The following is a 17180-nucleotide window of genomic DNA, read 5'->3' on the forward strand; positions in this document are numbered from 1 at the left end:
ACGGCGCCGCTGAGGACAGCGGCGCCGTTTCACAATGGAGATGAAGGGCGCAAGGGGCCCTCCCGCCTACTCCGTCTTGTCGATATTCCAGAACACCGGCGTGGCGGGACCGTCGAGCACGCCCTTCAGCGATTTGCGCCAGCCGCTCGGCAGCAGATACTGCCCCAGCGGAATATAGATCACCTGCTCATAGGCCTGCTTCTGGATGTCGGCGGCGATCTTCTTCTGCTCGTCGATCGAGGACGCGCGGACGAAGGCATCCTTGAGCTGCTCGATCTTGGCGTCTTCCGCCCAGCCGAACCAGCCCTTCTTGCCCTGGCCGCCGATCGAGAGATTGGCGATCGGGTTGGAGACGTCGGCCGCGACCCAGTTGGTGAAGAACATGTTCCAGCCGCCTTCCTTCGGCGGCTTCTGGCTGGCGCGGCGGCTCACCACCGTCTGCCAGTCGGTCGCCTGCAGGTCGACCTTGAAGCCGGCTTCGCGCAGCAGCTGGGCCGCAACGATCGGCTGCGCCTTCAGCGTCGTGACGTCGCCAGGCGCCATGATCACGATCGGCGTGCCGTCATAGCCGGACTCGGCAAGAGCCTTCTTGGCTTCCGCCATGCCGTTGCCCTTCACCAGGGTCTCGGAGCCTACATCGGTCGCGAGCGGCGTGTCGCATACGAAGAATGCACCGCAGATCTTCTGGTACTTCGCGTTGCCGACCAGCGCGTCGAGCACGTCCTTCTGGTTGATCGCCAGCAAGGCGGCACGGCGCACCTTCACGTTATCGAATGGAGGGTGAAGGAAATTCATGCGGCCGAGCGTCTGAAAGCCGAACTTGTTCAGGGTCTCGACCGTGAGCTCCTTGTTCGCTTCCAGGATCGGCAGCATGTCGAACGGCAGATTCTCCATGAAGTCGATGTCGCCCGACTGCAAGGCGTTCACCGCGGTCTGCGAGTCCGGCATGGTGATCCACTCGACGCGATCGACCTTCACCACCTTGCCGCCCGAGGTCCAGCTCGCGGGCTCCTTGCGCGGCACGTAGTCGGTGTTCTTGACGTAGACCGCCTTCACGCCCGGCTGGAATTCTGATGCCACGAACTTGAATGGGCCCGAGCCGATCTGCTCCGGAATCTGCTTGTCCGCCGGCGTCTCCGCGAGACGCTTCGGCATCATGAAGGCAACGCGGGAAGAGGGTTTGCCGATGGAGTCCAGCACGAGGCCGTAGGGCTCCTTCAGCTTCAGCGTGATGGTCTTGGCGTCGGTCGCCTCGATGCTGGCGGTGAAGTCCATGAGCTTCTGGCCCATGCCGTCGACAGCAGCCCAGCGCTTGAGCGAAGCGACGCAGTCTTCCGCCGTCACCGGCGCACCGTCATGCCACTTCAGGCCGTCGCGCAGCGTGAAGGTGTAGGTGAGCTTGTCGTCGGAGATCTTCCAGTCCGCCATCTGCGGCTGGACCTTGAAATTCGAATCGGTGGCGACCAGCGTGTCGTAAACCATGTAGCCATGGTCACGCGTGATGTAGGCCGTGGTGAAGATCGGATCGATGATGCGCAAATCCGAATGCAACACCGCCGTGAGGGTCTTGCCGGCGGCAAACACCGGCGAGGCCATCGCCGTGGACAGCGCGACGACCGACAGCGCAAGTTTGGAGGCGAACGCGCGAGGCCCCCGGCGCAAGAAGTTGAACATGGAAAGTTTCTCCTGACGTGAAACTGTTCAAAGGCAGATTATTGGTTGAGCATCCGGTTCGTTCTTTGGGCAAACTAACCCCATGCAATGCCTTTATCTTTTCAAGACTTGCAGACAGTGCCGAGCGCGTCAATCCGGTTTCGCTGCAAGCCCTCGCGGCGTGCGCACGGGCTCCACAAGGATCGGTTTAGCTCTACAACTCTCTCCGTTCGTCCTGCCCCGCGCCGATGCAATGCGCGTTCCACCTTGCGAAGCTTGAGAGACATTGAGATGAATCCAGCCAATCTTCCCTTCGATTCCGAGGCGATGCTCCAGGGCCTGCGCGGCTGGGTGGAATGCGAGAGCCCGACCTGGGACGCCGATGCCGTGAACCGCATGGTCGATATCGCAGCGCGGGATATGGCTATCATGGGTGCGACGATCGAGCGCATCGCCGGTCGCCAGGGCTTTGGCGGCGTGATCCGCGCGCGCTTTCCCCATCCGAAGCAGGGCGAGCCCGGCATCCTGATCGCCGGACATATGGATACCGTCCACCCCGTCGGCACCATCGAGAAGCTGAAATGGCGGCGCGAGGGCAATAAGTGCTACGGCCCCGGCATCTACGACATGAAGGGCGGCAATTATCTCTCGCTCGAAGCGATCCGGCAGCTGGCCCGCGCGGCCTTCACCACGCCGCTGCCGATCACCGTGCTGTTCACGCCGGATGAGGAGGTCGGCACACCCTCGACTCGCGACATCATTGAGGCCGAGGCCGCACGCAATAAATACGTGCTGGTGCCCGAGCCCGGCCGCGCCGACAACGGCGTCACCACCGGACGTTACGCGATCGCACGTTTCAATCTCGAGGCGACGGGGCGGCCGAGCCACGCCGGCGCAACGTTGTCCGCGGGGCGCTCGGCAATCCGCGAGATGGCCCGCCAGATCCTCGCGATCGACGCGATGACCACGGACGACTGCACCTTCTCGGTCGGCGTCGTGCATGGCGGACAATGGGTCAATTGCGTTGCCACGACAGCCACAGGAGAAGCGCTGTCGATGGCCAAGCGCCAGGCCGATCTCGACCGCGGCGTCGAGAGGATGCTGGCGCTGTCGGGCACGACCAATGATGTGACCTTCAAAGTCACCCGCGGCGTGACGCGCCCGGTGTGGGAACCGGACGCCGGCACCATGGCGCTGTACGAAAAGGCCCGCGGCATCGCCAAGTCGCTCGGCGCCGAATTGCCGCATGCGAGCGCCGGCGGCGGCTCCGACGGCAATTTCACCGGCGCCATGGGGATCCCAACGCTCGACGGCCTGGGCGTGCGTGGTGGCAATGGCCACACGCTGGAGGAGTATATCGAGGTCGAAAGCCTGGTCGAAAGGGGGCGGCTGATGGCGGGGCTGCTGGCGACGCTGGAGTGATTTCTGAGCCCGTCATTCCGGGACGGTCCGGAGGACCGAACCCGGAATGACGACACGAAGAGAGCACCGCCTCCCCCAAACGGCCGACCACCCTGCAAAAGCTGTGGCCCGGATGGCACGGGAATTGCTGAAATGTTAGGCTGGTGGCAGGCTCGCCGAAGGCCCTGCCCGATTTGACTCTAATCTGACGGATCCAACTTGCTCGGATATCTCGTTCGCCGAATCTTCGCCGCTGTGCCCGTGATGGGCGTCGTCGCGCTGTTCGTCTTCCTGCTGCTTCGCCTCACCCCCGGCGATCCCGCCGCCATTCTCGCAGGCGACAACGCGACGCCGGAACGGCTGGAGCGCATCCGCACCTCGCTCGGCCTGAACGAGCCCTTGATCGTGCAGTTCGTCACCTGGGTGAACAAGCTGCTGCACGGCGACCTTGGGACCTCGCTGATCTCCAACCTGCCGGTGATGAAGATGATCAGCCAGCGCGTCGAGCCCTCGATCTCGCTCGCGCTGTGCACCATCGTCCTCGCCGTGATCGTCGCGGTCCCCTTGGGAGTGATCGCCGCCTGGAAACACGGCACCTGGATCGATCGCTTTGTCATGGGCTTGTCCGTGCTCGGCTTCTCCGTGCCGGTGTTCGTGATCGGCTATCTGCTGATCCAGATATTCGCCATCGAGCTGCGCTGGGTGCCGGTACAGGGCTTCCGCAGCATCTTCAACGGCTTCGGGCCGTTCTTCGAGCGCATCATCCTGCCGACCTGCGCACTCTCCTTCATCTATGTCGCTCTGATCGCACGCATGACACGTGCCGCGATGCTCGACGTGCTCGGCGAAGATTACGTCCGCACCGCGCGGGCCAAGGGCATCAACGAGGTTGCGGTGATGATGCGGCATGCGCTGCGCAACGCCGCCGTGCCTGTGATCACCGTGATCGGCACCGGCTTTGCGCTGCTGATCTCCGGCGTCGTCGTCACCGAGAGCGTGTTCAACATTCCCGGCATCGGCCGCCTCACCGTGGATGCGGTGCTGGCGCGCGACTACCCGGTGATCCAGGCCATGATCCTGCTGACGTCGCTGATCTATGTCATCGTCAATCTCCTGATCGACGTCGCCTACACGCTGCTCGATCCCCGGATCCGGTACTGAGGCAAGGGTAACAACAAGTATGTCCGTCGATAGCCTTCCCCAGTCGTCCATTCCGATCACGTCGCCGCTGCGGCCGCGCTTCGGATTCCTCACCTCGACGCCGATCATCGCGACGGCCACCGTCCTGCTCGGGCTGATCGTGCTGATCTCGATCCTGGCGCCCCTGATCGCGCCGTATGATCCGATCCAGCTCGCGCCGTCGCAGCGGCTGAAGCCGAGCTCGGCGCAGTACCTGCTCGGAACGGACGCCTACGGCCGCGACGTGTTGTCGCGCGTAATCTATGGCGGCCGCATCTCGCTGCTGATCGGCATCGGCGCGGCGATCCTGTCGATCGCCATCGGGCTCGCGATCGGTCTCGTCTCCGGCTTCTTCAAGCTGGTCGATGCCGTGCTGATGCGCGTCATGGACGGTCTGATGGCCATGCCGAGCATCCTGCTCGCGATCGCCGTGGTCTCGCTGTCCGGCGCCAGCCTCTGGACCGTGCTGATCGCGATCACCATTCCAGAAATCCCGCGCGTGGCGCGCCTGGTGCGCTCGGTGGTGTTGTCGGCACGCGAGGAGCCTTATGTCGAAGCCGCGATCTCGGTCGGCTCGTCCTTGCCGAAGATCATGTGGCGGCACCTGATGCCGAATACGGTGGCCCCGCTGATCGTCCAGGGCACCTATATCTGCGCCTCCGCGATCCTGACCGAGGCGATCCTCTCCTTCCTCGGCGCCGGCATCTCGCCGGAGACGCCGACCTGGGGCAACATCATGGCCGAGGGCCGGCAGTATTTCCAGATCAAGCCGTCGCTGATCTTCTACCCGGGCCTGCTGCTCTCGATCGCCATCCTCAGCATCAATCTGATCGGCGATGCCGCCCGCGACGCCCTCGATCCGCGCATGAAGCAGCGGGAGGGGAAGTGATTATCCTCAGTTTCGTCATTCCGGGGCGCGACGAAGTCGCGAACTCGGAATCCATCTCACCACTTGCATCGCGGCTCAATGGATTCCGGGCTCGCGCTCACGCGCGCCCCGGAATGACGAGCGAGAGTTTGGCGGCATGACCAACACCATCCTCGACATCAACAACCTCGTCGTCTCGGTCGGCAAGAAGCCGGGCGCAACAAAGATCATCGACGGCATCTCGATCCAGGTGCGCGAGCGCGAAACGCTGTGCCTCGTCGGCGAAAGCGGCTCGGGCAAGTCGGTGACCTCGCTCACCACGATGGGCCTGTTGCCGAAGGGCACGCTGGTGCCGACGAGCGGCAGCGTCAAGCTGGTCGGCGAGGAGCTGCTGACCGCGACCGACCGCCGCCTGCGCCAGTTGCGCGCCACGCAGATGGCGATGATCTTCCAGGAGCCGATGACCGCGCTCAATCCGGTGGTGCCGGTCGGCCGCCAGATCGACGAGGTGCTGCGCGCCCACACTGATCTCGACGGCAAGGCGCGCAAGAAGCGCATCCTCGACATGATGGAGCACGTCCGCCTGCCGCAAGTCGAGCGCATCTTCGCTTCCTATCCGCACCGCCTCTCCGGCGGCCAGCGCCAGCGCATCATGATCGCGATGGCGCTGGTGCTCGGGCCGAAGCTGCTCATTGCGGACGAGCCGACCACCGCGCTCGACGTCACCACGCAGAAGCAGATCCTGACGCTGATCCGCGACCTCCAGCGCGATCACGGCACCGCGGTGCTGTTCATCACTCACGACATGGGCGTGGTCGCCGAGATCGCCGACCGCGTCGCGGTGATGCGGCAGGGCCGCCTGGTCGAGACCGGCCCGCTCGACACCGTGCTGCGCAATCCGACCATGGAATACACCCGCAACCTGCTCTCCTCGGTGCCGAGCCTGGTGCCGCGGCCGCCGCGCGAGGAGAGCCGCGAGCCCGTCGTGCTCGAAGCCAACGAGCTCAGCAAGGTCTACAAGGAGCGCTCCTTCTTCGGCAAAGGCCGCGAGGTGCTCGCCGCCGACAAGGTGACGCTGACGCTGCGCAAGGGCCGCACGCTCGGCATCGTCGGCGAAAGCGGCTCGGGCAAGTCGACGGTCGCGCGCTGCATCGTGCGCCTGATCGATCCGACCTCCGGCGGCGTGCGCCTCGCCGGCCGCGAGATCGCCGACATCTCGCGCCGCCTGCTGCAGCCGCACCGGCAGAAGATCCAGATCGTGTTCCAGGACCCCTACCGTTCGCTCAACCCGCGCGTGACCGTCGGCGAGAGCATCGCGGAAGGCCCGATCAATTACGGCGCGGCGCATGCCGACGCGATGAAGCGGGCGCGCGAGCTGCTCGAGCTCGTCGGACTGCCGGTCGATGCGGTCACGCGCTATCCGCACCAGTTCTCCGGCGGCCAGCGCCAGCGCATCGCCATCGCGCGTGCGCTCGCGCTCGATCCGGACGTGCTGGTCGCAGACGAGGCCGTCTCCGCGCTCGATGTCTCCGTGCAGGCGCAGGTGCTGGAATTGCTCGACGAGATCCAGAAGCGGCTCGGCATCGCGATCCTGTTCATCACCCACGATCTTCGCGTCGCCGCGCAAATCTGCGACGAGGTCGTGGTGATGCAGCATGGCCGCGTCGTCGAACAGGGCCCCGCCGCGGAAGTGCTGACGCATCCGAAGGAGGCCTATACCAAGGCGCTGCTGGATGCCGCTCCTGGGCGCGACTGGGACTTTGCGAACTTCCGGCCGGTGTCGGAGGGTGTGGGGGCCAGCGCGTAGGCTCATCCTCGTCACTGCGAGCGTAGCGCAGCAATCCAGAATCTCTCGGCGGGAAGACTCTGGATTGCTTCGCTACGCTCGCAATGACGGTGTGCGCGGCACACATTCCCAAAACAGCTTGACCCTATGCGCGGCGCGATTGCTTCCTGTCTTGCCCTCGCCTCTTGGCCAAGGCTAACGTCGCGCACTTTCCAACGCTGGACTTGAATTGATGACACGTATCGCCGTCGGCGGCTTTCTGCACGAGACCAACACCTTCGCTCCGACGAAGGCGACGTTCGCGGACTTTCAGCATGGTGGCGGCTGGCCGGCGATGACTGAAGGCGCGGACGTGCTGAAGGTGATGCGGCGCATCAATGTCGGTCTGGCCGGCTTCGTCGAAAGCGCCGAGGCGAACGGCTGGGAACTCATCCCCACCATCGCCTGCGGTGCCAGCCCGTCGGCGCACGTCACCAAGGACGCCTTCGAGCGCATCGTGAAAGTGATGGTCGACGGCGTCGCGGCCGCCGGTCCGCTCGATGCGGTCTATCTCGACCTGCACGGCGCCATGGTGACCGAGCATCTCGACGATGGCGAGGGCGAGATCCTGGCGCGCGTGCGCCGCGTCATCGGCAAGGATGTTCCGCTGGTGGCCAGCCTTGACCTGCACGCCAACGTCACGCCCGAAATGATGGAACATGCCGACGCGCTGATCGCCTACCGCACCTATCCGCATGTCGACATGGCCGAGACCGGCCGAGCCTCCGCGCGGCATCTCGCACTGTTGCTGAAGACGAAGCAGCGCTTGGCAAAATCATTCCGGCAATTGCCGTTCCTGATCCCGATCAGCTGGCAGTGCACCAACGATCAGCCCACCAAAGGCATCTACGAGAAGCTCGCAGCGCTGGAGAGCGACGCGGTTCCGACTCTCTCTTTCGCACCGGGCTTCCCCGCCGCCGACTTCCGCGATTGCGGGCCGAGCGTGTTCGCCTATGGGGCAACTCAAGCCGACGCCGATCGCGCGGCCGATGCGATGGTCACGCTGATCGAAAGCCACGAGAACGATTTCGACGGCAGGATCTGGTCGCCCGACGACGGTGTGCGTCATGCGATGGAACTGTCCAGGAACGCAAGCAAGCCGATCATCATCGCCGACACCCAGGACAATCCCGGCGCCGGCGGCGATTCCGACACGACCGGCATGCTGCGCGCGCTGGTGCGCAACAAGGCGAGCGCGGCCACCGGCGCGATCTACGATCCGGCCTCGGCCAAGGCGGCGCATGAGGCCGGCGTCGGCGCCACCGTGACGCTGTCGCTCGGCGGCAAATCCGGCATCCCCGGCGACGAGCCCTATACCGAAACCTTCGTCGTCGAGAAGCTCTCCGACGGCCGCTTCATCGCGCCCGGACCTTACTATGGCGGCCGCGAGATGGAGATGGGCCCCTCCGCGTGCCTGCGCATCGGCGATGTCCGCGTTGTCGTCTCCTCGCACAAGGCCCAGCTCGCCGACCAGGCGATGTACCGCTATGTCGGCATCGAGCCGACGCGCGAGAAGATTTTGGTCAACAAGAGCTCGGTGCATTTCCGCGCCGATTTCGAGCCGATCGCCGAAAAGCTGATGATCTGCGCCGCGCCCGGCGCCATGCCCGCCGACACCGCCACCCTGCCCTGGACGCGCCTGCGCCCGGGAATCCGCATCAAGCCGAACGGCCCCGTTTTCACGCCTCCCTCACGCTAACCGGACAGGACAGATGCCCACGATCGACCGCATCGACGGCTATGCCGACGAACTCACCGCTATCCGCCGCGACTTCCACGCCCATCCCGAGATCGGCTTCGAGGAAGTGCGCACCTCCGGCATCGTCGCCGACAAGCTGAAGAGCTGGGGCATCGAGGTGCATCGCGGTCTCGGCGGCACCGGCGTGATCGGCGTCATCAAGGGCAAGGGCACGGGCACCAAGCGCATCGGCTTGCGCGCCGACATGGACGCGCTGCCGATGGAAGAGAACACCAACCTGAAATGGAGCTCGAAGATTCCCGGCCGCTTCCACGGCTGCGGCCATGACGGCCACACCACGATGCTGCTCGGCACCGCGCGCTATCTCGCCGAGACCAGGAATTTCGACGGCACCGTGCACCTGATCTTCCAGCCGGCCGAGGAAGGCCTCGGCGGCGCCCGCGCCATGATCAAGGACGGGCTGTTCGAGAAGTTTCCCTGCGACGAGCTTTACGGCCTGCACAACGCGCCCGACCTCAACCATGGCGAGATCGCGATCCTGCCCGGCCCGGCGATGGCGAGCGCCGACTTCTTCGACCTCCGTATCACCGGCTACGGCGCGCACGGCGCGATGCCCGAGCGCTCCAAGGACGCGGTGATCATCGCGACCACGCTGGCGCAGGCGATCCAGACCATCGTCAGCCGCAACGTCGAGCCGCTGCAGGCCGCGGTGGTGTCGATCACGCAGATCCACGCCGGTTCGGCCTACAACGTCATTCCCGGCGACGCACATCTCTGCGGCACCATCCGCACCTTCTCGAAGGAAGTTCGTACCCTGGTCAGCGAACGCATCCGCACCATCTGCGCCGGCATCGCCAGCGCCTACCAATGCGTGATCGACGTCGACATCCGCGACACTTTCAACGTGCTGGTCAACCAGGTCGAGCAGTCCAAGGTGGTCGAGGACGTCGCGCGCACCATCGTTGATCCCGCCAACGTGATCACGCGCGCCCAGCCGAAGATGGGCAGCGAGGATTTCGCCGACATGCTGGAGACCATCCCCGGCGCCTATTTCTGGGTCGGCCACGACGGCTCGGTGCCCGTGCACAATCCCGGCTTCGTGCTCGACGACAAGATCCTGCCGATCGGCGCCAGCATGTTCGCCCGCATCATCGAGACCCGGATGCCGGTAGGTTAGCAATGCATAAGAAGAGCGTCGAAGAGGCAGTTACCTCGCTGCACGATCTGTCCGCGGTCGACCTGATCGCGGGCTATCGCGCCAAGCAATTCTCGCCGATCGAGGTGCTTGAGGACGTGCTCACACACGTCGCTGCGTGGGAACCGCATCTGAAGGCGCTCTATGCATTCGATCCGGACGGCGCGCGCGAGGCAGCCAAGGCCTCGACCGCACGCTGGAACGGCGGCGAACCGTCCGGCGCGCTCGACGGCGTGCCTGTAACGGTGAAGGACAATATCGCGACCAAGGGCGTGCCGGTGCCGCTCGGCGCGGCCAGCGTCAAGCTGGTGCCGGCCGAGAAGGACGCGCCGCCCGCGGCGAGGCTGCGCGAAGCCGGCGCGATCATCTTCGCTAAAACCACCATGCCCGATTACGGCATGCTGTCCTCGGGGCTCTCCAGCTTCCACGCGCTCGCGCGCAATCCCTGGGACCTCGCCAAGAACCCCGGCGGCTCCAGTGCGGGCGCCGGCGCCGCCGCGGCGGCCGGCTATGGACCGCTGCATCTCGGCACCGATATCGGCGGCTCGGTGCGCCTGCCCGCGGGCTGGTGTGGCCTCGTCGGTTTGAAACCGAGCTTCGGCCGCGTACCGATCGACCCCACCTATGTCGGCCGCGTCGCCGGTCCCATGACCCGCACGGTCGACGATTGCGCGCTGATGATGAGCGTGATCGCAAAGCCCGACCGGCGCGACGGCATGAGCCTGCCCGCCGAGCCGCTCAACTGGAAAGGATTGGAAAAGTCGCCGCGCAAGCTGCGCATCGGCCTGATGCTCGATCCCGGCTGCGGCCTGCCGCTGGAGAAGCCGGTGCGCGAGGTCGCGGTGAAGGCTGCCAAGGCGTTCGAATCCGCAGGCAGCGTCGTCACCGAAGTCGACGGCATCCTCACCCGCGAGATGCTCGACGGCCTCGACAATTTCTGGCGCGCGCGGATGTGGGACGATCTGTCCAAGCTGGCGCCGGATGAGCGGGCCAAGGTGCTGCCCTACATTTTCAAATGGGGCGAGTCCGGTGCGAAGCTTTCGGGCGTCGACGTCATCCGCGGCTTCAACCAGACCATGGCGATCCGCGCAGCGGCGGGAAAGCTGTTCTGCGAGCTCGACTATGTGATCTCGCCGACTGCACCGAACGTGAATTATCCGGCGGAATGGGCTTCGCCCACCAACGATCCGATGAAGCCGTTCGAGCACATCGTCTATACCGTGCCGTGGAATATGTCGGAGAATCCTGCGGTCTCCGTCAATGGCGGCTTCGATGCCAAGGGCTTTCCCATCGGTGTGCAGATCGTCGGCCGCCGCTTCGACGATATCGGCGTGCTCGGCATGGCCAAGGCATTCGAGGGCCTGCGCGGCGCGCAGCGGCCCTGGCCGAACCCGCCGGCGAAGTAGCGTCTGAGCACAAGCGCGGGCTCGCCCCGCGCATCCATCCTCTTCGAGAAAGATGGATCGCCGGGTCAAGCCCGGCAATGACAGAATTGTTTCAAAGAATGACAGGGAAGGAAACCCACCATGGCGTATGAGACGATCAAATACGAGGTCGCCGAGCAGATCCTCACCATCACGCTGAACCGGCCCGACAAGCTCAACGCCTTCAACGCGCAGATGCAGAGCGAGTTGATCGACGCGTTCGACGCCGCCGACAAGGACGACAATGTCCGCGCCATCATCGTCACCGGCGCCGGCCGCGGCTTTTGCGCGGGCGCCGATCTCTCCTCGGGTGCCGACACGTTCGACCGCGACGCGCGGCGCGGGCCGGTGAATCGCCTCGCCGACGGCAAGGTCGATTACAGCGATCCGCAGGTGCGCGACGGCGGCGGCCAGGTGACCTTGCGCATCTTCAAATGCCTCAAGCCGGTGATCGCGGCGGTGAACGGCCCGGCGGTCGGCATCGGCGTCACCATGCAGCTGGCGATGGACATCCGCATCGCCTCGGATGCCGCCCGGTTCGGCTTCGTGTTCTCCCAGCGTGGCATCGTGCCCGAGGCGGCATCGAGCTGGTTCCTGCCGCGCATCGTCGGCATCTCGCAGGCGCTGGAATGGTGCTATTCCGGCCGCGTCTTCCCGGCGCAGGAAGCGCTTGCCGGACGCCTCGTCAGCAAGGTCGTCGCGCCCGACGATCTGCTCCCCACAGCCCGCGCGCTCGCCAAGGAATTCGCCGCCAAGACCGCGCCGGTCTCGGTCGCGCTGATCCGCCAGATGATGTGGCGCATGATGGGCGCCGACGATCCGATGGAGGCCCACAAGGTCGATAGCCGCGGCATCTATGCACGGGGCCGCTCGGACGACGTCAAGGACGGCGTCGTGTCGTTCCTGGAGAAGCGTCCGGCGCAGTTCAAGAACAAGGTGTCGACCGATATGCCGGATTATTTCCCGTGGTGGACGGAGCGGGAGTACAAGTGACGCGAGGGGCCCGTCCTCCGTTCACCGCTGTCATCACCCGCGAAGGCGGGTGATCCAGTATTCCACCAGCGTCAATTGTCACGACCGCTGGTGATTACTGGATGCCCCGCCTTCGCGGGGCATGACAACTCACTCCATCACCAGCGCCACTCGCCCGATCGCCTTGCGCTCGAGCAACAGCCGCATCGCCTTCGCATAATCCTCGAGCGGCAGGCGGTGCGAGACATTGGGACGCAGCTTGCCCTCCTCCGCCCATTGCAAGAGCGCCTTCAAGCGCACCTCGCCGAGCCCAGGGTTCTTTCGCACGGCTTCGCCGGCGCGCACGCCCAGCACGCTGGCGCCTTTGATCAGCAACAGATTGGTCTTGGCCGAGCCGATGCCGCCGGTGAAACCGATCACGAGGAGCCGCGCGCCCCACGCGATGCAGCGCATCGAATCCTCGAAGACCTGACCGCCGACGGGATCGAACACGACGTCGGCGCCGCGGCCGTCCGTGATGCGCTTGACGGCGTCGCGAAACGACTCGCGATCGTAGCGGACGAGATGATCGGCGCCGCGCGATTTGGCGATCGCAAGCTTCTCGTCGCTGGAGGCAGTCGCGATCACGGTCGCGCCCAGCATCTTGCCGATCTCGACGGCGGCAAGACCGACACCGCCGCCCGCGCCGTGCACCAGCAGCACCTCGCCGGGCTCGACCCGCCCGCGGTCGATCAGCGCATGATAGGCGGTGCCGTGGCCGGCGAGATAGGTCGCGGCCTCCGCATAATCGAACGTCGACGGCATCGGGGTGAGCTGCGACGGCATCACCACCGCTTCGTCGGTGAAGGCGCCGTGGCGCATCTTGACGATGACCTTGTCGCCGACGATAACGCCGCTTGCCTCCGCACCCACTTCGGTGACGTCGCCGGCGGCTTCCATGCCCGGCGTGAACGGCAGCTCCGGCTTGAGCTGATATTCGCCGGCAGCCATCAGCACGTCCGGAAAGTTCAGCCCGGCGGCGCGAACCGCGACGCGCACCTCGCCCGGCTTCAACGCGCGCGAAGGAAACTCTTCCAGCCGCAATGTCTCGGGCGCGCCGAGTGCACGACAGACGACAGCCCGCACCATCAGGCCGCGCTCGCCTTGCGGCGCAGAAGCGCCTCGCGGATCAGCGGCAGGCGGTCATTGCCGAAATACATGTCGGTCTTGCCGACGAAGATCGTCGGGGAGCCGAAGCCGCCGCGGGCGACGACCTCCTCCGTGTTCGCCTTGAGCTGGTCCTTGATGCCCTGTTCCGAAATACCGGTGAAGAATTTCTGCTCGTCGATACCGACCTTCTTGCAGATTTCGGCCAGCACCGCGTCCTGCGAGATGTCCTTGTCCGCGCCCCAATAGGCCTCAAACACGGCGGTAGCGAACGGCACCATGTCTTGACCGAGCCAGATGCAGCCGCGCATGGCTTTCACGCTGTTCACGGGAAAGACGGTTGGCGGCATCTTGATCGCAAGTCCCGCTGAGCGCGCCCAGTCATCGAGGTCCTTTTTCATGTAGCGCGCCTTCAGCGGCACCGGCGTCTCCCGCTGGGCGTAGACGCTTGGATTGACCGTGTTGAAGATGCCGCCGACCAGGATCGGGCGCCAGACGATCTCCGCGCCTAGCTCCTTCGCGAGCGACTGGATGTTGTGGAAGGCGAGGTAGGTCCAGGGGCTGGAGCAGTCGAAGAAGAATTCGATCATGGCGTTTCCTTTGCTGACGGACCTCATCCTGAGGAGGCCGCGGAGCGGCCGTCTCGAAGGATGGCCAGGGTGACGGTCGGGCCTTCATGGTTCGAGACGCGCCTGCGGCGCTCCTCACCATGAGGAACAAGCACTAACGCTTTCCCAGCACTTCCTTCGCACGCTGGCCGAACATGATCTTGCGTGATTCCTCGTCGAACGGCTCCTTGACGAATTTTCCGATCGCAAGGCCCGCCTGCACCTGCGGCCGGGCACGCACCTCGGCATACCAGCGCTTCACGTTCGGGTAGTCGTCGAGCGTGAAGCCTTGCGCCTTGTGGGTCATGGTCCAGGGAAAGCAGGCGATGTCGGCGATCGAGTAGTCGCCGGCGACATAGGCGCCGGTCTTGCCGAGCTGGCGGTCGAGCACGCCGTAGAGCCGCGCCCCCTCGTCCCGGTAGCGCTCGATTGCATAGGGGATTTTTTCTGCCGCATAGAGCGCGAAATGGCCGTGTTGCCCGAGCATCGGCCCGAGGCCAGCCATCTGCCACATTACCCATTGGATGGTGGTAGAGCGGCCGCGCAGGTCCGTGGGTAAGAAACGGCCGGTCTTCTCCGCCAGATAGATCAGGATCGCGCCGGTCTCGAATGCCGAGAACGCCGCGCCGCCATCCGCGGGCGCGTGGTCGACGATCGCAGGGATGCGGTTGTTCGGGGAGATCGCCAGAAACTCGGGGCTGAATTGCTCGCCGGCGCGGATGTTGACGGGCTTCACCGTGTAGGGAAGCCCGAGTTCCTCCAGCATGATCGAGACTTTCCAGCCGTTCGGCGTCGGCGCGTAATAGAGCTCGATCATGGCCTTTCCCTTGGACCTTTCCTCTCGGCCGTCCCTGTCGCTGCCGCCAGCCAATGACGACTTTTGTTGTTCTGTACCTCGACGTTAGGACATGGCAGGAAGGGGCGCAACACAACCTGCCGGGAGGGCCGCCATGCTGTTTCCAACCACGATCGCCGGCTCCTTGCCGAAGCCGGAATGGCTCGCCGAGCCCAACATGCTGTGGGCGCCCTGGAAGTCGCAAGGCGAGGAGCTTCTCCACGCCAAGCGCGACGCGACGCTGATCTGGCTGAAGATCCAGGAGGACGCAGGCATCGACATCGTCACCGAGGGCGAGCAGGCCCGCCAGCATTTCGTGCACGGCTTCCTGGAGAAGGTCGAAGGCATCGACTTCGCTCACAAGGTCGAGATGGGCATCCGCAAGGACCGCTACAAGGCGATGGTGCCGCAGGTGGTCGCCCCGCTCCGCCTCAAGGGACGCGTTCACGCCGACGAGGCTCGCGTTGCGCGTTTGCACACCAAGAAGAAGCTGAAGTTCACCCTGCCCGGCCCGATGACCATCATAGACACCATCGCCGATCGCTACTATGGCGACCGCGTCAAGATGGCGTTCGCGTTCGCCGAGCTCCTGAACGAGGAAGCCAAGGCGCTACAGGCCGATGGGGTCGACCTCGTGCAGTTCGACGAGCCAGCCTTCAACGTCTACATGGACGAGGTCAACGACTGGGGCATCAAGGCGTTGGAGCGCGCCGCGCAGGGCCTGACCTGCACCACCGCCGTTCACATCTGCTATGGCTACGGCATCAAGGCCAACACCGACTGGAAGGAAACGCTCGGCAGCCAGTGGCGGCAGTACGAGCAGATTTTCCCGGCGATCGATGCGAGCCCGATCCAGCAAGTCGCGATCGAGTGCCGCAATTCGAAGGTGCCGCTCGACCTGTTGGCTCTGCTCAAGACCAAAGTCGTGCAGGCCGGCGTGATCGACGTCGCCAGCGACACGGTCGAGACGGCCGAGGACGTCGTGAAAGTGATCGACGCGGTGTCGAAATTCGTCCCCAAGAGCAACATCATCGCCACCACCAATTGCGGCATGGCGCCGATGCGGCGCGAGATCGCCGAGGCGAAGCTGATGGCGCTCGGCGCCGGGGCGGCGCTGGCGCGCGAGAAGCTTGGCTGACGGCCGGGCTGCGCTAGGCCATCGCCGTCGGATGCAGCACCGGCGCGTAGCCGGCCCTTAGTGCGCGCAATGTCGAGGGCGGCGTCAGCAGCGCCGCCTCGCCAGGCTCACGCTCGACCGCGCTATAGCCCGCCGGTGACCACAACAGCACCCTGCCCTGTGCCACCAGAAAGCTCGCCTCGCCCTGCTGCACCATCGCGCCGTCGGGCAGGTCTGCGAGCGGCACTGGCAGCGGGTGCAATCGCTTGCGGCCGCGGTCGAGACGCTCCCGATGCAGCACGGCGTCCATCGCCTTCGCGCTGACGCCGCTTGCACCATTCCCCGCTTCCCACGCCGTGCGGAAACGTTTGGCGTCGTCGCGGCGGCAGAAGAAGCAGGGACGATGGCCCGCGGCAAAGGCGGTGGCCTCGTCGAGGAAAAACAGCTCGGTCCAGCTCCGGCGCGCCATCACCGGGCGACGCCAGCCGCGGAATTCACACAGGCAGGTAATCCAGGCCGGCGACGACCAGCGCTTCTTCAGCAGCGTCTTCGTGGCGGGATCATGGATGATGCCGCGATTGCCGGTGAACAGGCCGCGATGCGGTGTTGCGACGATGTCGCCGGTGGGCGTGACGCGGTTTTGCAATGGGCGAACAGCGACTAGCGAATTGCGAGTGGCGGGGCTGCTACTCACCATTCGCTACTCGCCATTCGCCGTTGCTCAAGCCGCCCCGTCGCGCAGCGGCGGGTGGTAGGACAGCGCGGTGTCCCAGGGGAAGAAGATCCAGGTGTCCTGCGAGACCTCCGTGATGAAGGTATCGACCAGCGGACGGCCCATCGGCTTGGCGTAGACGGTGGCGAAATGCGCATCGGGCAGCATCTCGCGCACCAGCTTGCCGGTCTTGCCGGTGTCGACGAGGTCGTCGACGATCAACAGGCCCTTGCCGGTGCCGCCGCCGAGCTTCATCGCCGCCTCGGAGATTCCCTTGAGGACCTGGAGATCGCCCTGCTTGTTGTGATCGTAGCTGGCGATGCAGACCGTATCGATCACGCGCACGCCAAGCTCGCGCGCCACGATCGCGGCCGGCACCAGGCCGCCGCGCGTGATCGCGATCACCGCATGGAACGGGCCGACCTCGTTGAGCCGCCAGGTCAGCGCCCGGCAATCCCGGTGGAACTGGTCCCATGAGACCGGGAAAGCCTTGCCCGCCCGCTCCTGCGCGCTGAGTTCCGGTGCTTCGCCCGCCATTGTCGTCTC

The 17180-nt window shown here is 65.2% G+C and carries 15 protein-coding genes; 9 read left to right on the forward strand and 6 right to left on the reverse strand.

The features are described 5' to 3' along the window. Window positions 1–66 precede the first annotated feature (66 nt). The gene (locus tag BCCGELA001_RS23870) at window positions 67–1674 is read right to left on the reverse strand and encodes an ABC transporter substrate-binding protein (protein WP_060736458.1); all 1608 of its coding nucleotides are present in this window, start codon (window positions 1672–1674) and stop codon (window positions 67–69) included. A 270-nt stretch (window positions 1675–1944) separates the two neighbouring features. Between BCCGELA001_RS23870 and BCCGELA001_RS23875 the strand changes: the two genes are divergently transcribed. The 8 genes from BCCGELA001_RS23875 to BCCGELA001_RS23910 all read left to right on the forward strand — a co-directional run bounded on the left by BCCGELA001_RS23875 (window position 1945) and on the right by BCCGELA001_RS23910 (window position 12237). After that, entirely contained in the window at window positions 1945–3075 is a 1131-nt protein-coding gene (locus BCCGELA001_RS23875) for a M20/M25/M40 family metallo-hydrolase (protein WP_060736459.1), read from the forward strand. 198 nt (window positions 3076–3273) lie between these two features. Continuing rightward, a complete protein-coding gene (locus tag BCCGELA001_RS23880; RefSeq protein ID WP_008562920.1) occupies window positions 3274–4215 on the forward strand; it encodes an ABC transporter permease in 942 nt (313 codons plus the stop codon). A gap of 19 nt (window positions 4216–4234) precedes the next feature. After that, window positions 4235–5122, forward strand: a complete 888-nt coding sequence (locus BCCGELA001_RS23885) for an ABC transporter permease (RefSeq protein ID WP_008562921.1) — start codon at window positions 4235–4237, stop codon at window positions 5120–5122. A 136-nt stretch (window positions 5123–5258) separates the two neighbouring features. Next, window positions 5259–6908, forward strand: a complete 1650-nt coding sequence (locus BCCGELA001_RS23890) for an ABC transporter ATP-binding protein (RefSeq protein ID WP_060736460.1) — start codon at window positions 5259–5261, stop codon at window positions 6906–6908. Window positions 6909–7119: 211 nt separating this feature from the next. After that, window positions 7120–8625, forward strand: a complete 1506-nt coding sequence (locus BCCGELA001_RS23895; protein WP_060736461.1) for a M81 family metallopeptidase — start codon at window positions 7120–7122, stop codon at window positions 8623–8625. A 13-nt stretch (window positions 8626–8638) separates the two neighbouring features. Further along, entirely contained in the window at window positions 8639–9802 is a 1164-nt protein-coding gene (locus BCCGELA001_RS23900) for a M20 aminoacylase family protein (RefSeq protein WP_060736462.1), read from the forward strand. A gap of 2 nt (window positions 9803–9804) precedes the next feature. Beyond that, a complete protein-coding gene (locus tag BCCGELA001_RS23905) occupies window positions 9805–11226 on the forward strand; it encodes an amidase (RefSeq protein ID WP_060736463.1) in 1422 nt (473 codons plus the stop codon). Window positions 11227–11346: 120 nt separating this feature from the next. Beyond that, the gene (locus tag BCCGELA001_RS23910; protein ID WP_060736464.1) at window positions 11347–12237 is read left to right on the forward strand and encodes a crotonase/enoyl-CoA hydratase family protein; all 891 of its coding nucleotides are present in this window, start codon (window positions 11347–11349) and stop codon (window positions 12235–12237) included. A gap of 129 nt (window positions 12238–12366) precedes the next feature. On the opposite strand, the gene BCCGELA001_RS23915 is transcribed toward BCCGELA001_RS23910, so the two are convergent. From BCCGELA001_RS23915 to BCCGELA001_RS23925, 3 genes are all read right to left on the reverse strand, one after another. After that, on the reverse strand, window positions 12367–13344 hold the full coding sequence (locus BCCGELA001_RS23915; RefSeq protein WP_008562960.1) for an NADPH:quinone oxidoreductase family protein: 978 nt from the start codon (window positions 13342–13344) through the stop codon (window positions 12367–12369). After that, on the reverse strand, window positions 13344–13952 hold the full coding sequence (locus BCCGELA001_RS23920; RefSeq protein ID WP_008562962.1) for a 2-hydroxychromene-2-carboxylate isomerase: 609 nt from the start codon (window positions 13950–13952) through the stop codon (window positions 13344–13346). Before BCCGELA001_RS23920 ends, BCCGELA001_RS23915 begins: the two co-directional genes overlap by 1 nt. A 133-nt stretch (window positions 13953–14085) precedes the next feature. After that, window positions 14086–14787, reverse strand: a complete 702-nt coding sequence (locus BCCGELA001_RS23925) for a glutathione S-transferase N-terminal domain-containing protein (RefSeq protein ID WP_008562965.1) — start codon at window positions 14785–14787, stop codon at window positions 14086–14088. A gap of 133 nt (window positions 14788–14920) precedes the next feature. On the opposite strand from BCCGELA001_RS23925, the gene BCCGELA001_RS23930 reads away from it, so the two are divergent. After that, on the forward strand, window positions 14921–15943 hold the full coding sequence (locus tag BCCGELA001_RS23930; protein WP_083543383.1) for a methionine synthase: 1023 nt from the start codon (window positions 14921–14923) through the stop codon (window positions 15941–15943). Window positions 15944–15956: 13 nt separating this feature from the next. Here BCCGELA001_RS23930 and BCCGELA001_RS23935 read toward each other — a convergent pair whose 3' ends face one another. Continuing rightward, a complete protein-coding gene (locus BCCGELA001_RS23935; RefSeq protein WP_060736466.1) occupies window positions 15957–16619 on the reverse strand; it encodes a hypothetical protein in 663 nt (220 codons plus the stop codon). A gap of 24 nt (window positions 16620–16643) precedes the next feature. Continuing rightward, window positions 16644–17171, reverse strand: coding sequence for a xanthine phosphoribosyltransferase (gpt, locus tag BCCGELA001_RS23940; RefSeq protein ID WP_008562986.1), 528 nt, complete (start codon window positions 17169–17171; stop codon window positions 16644–16646). Between the last annotated feature and the right edge of the window lie 9 nt (window positions 17172–17180).

The organism is Bradyrhizobium sp. CCGE-LA001 (genome assembly GCF_000296215.2).
GTDB lineage: Bacteria > Pseudomonadota > Alphaproteobacteria > Rhizobiales > Xanthobacteraceae > Bradyrhizobium.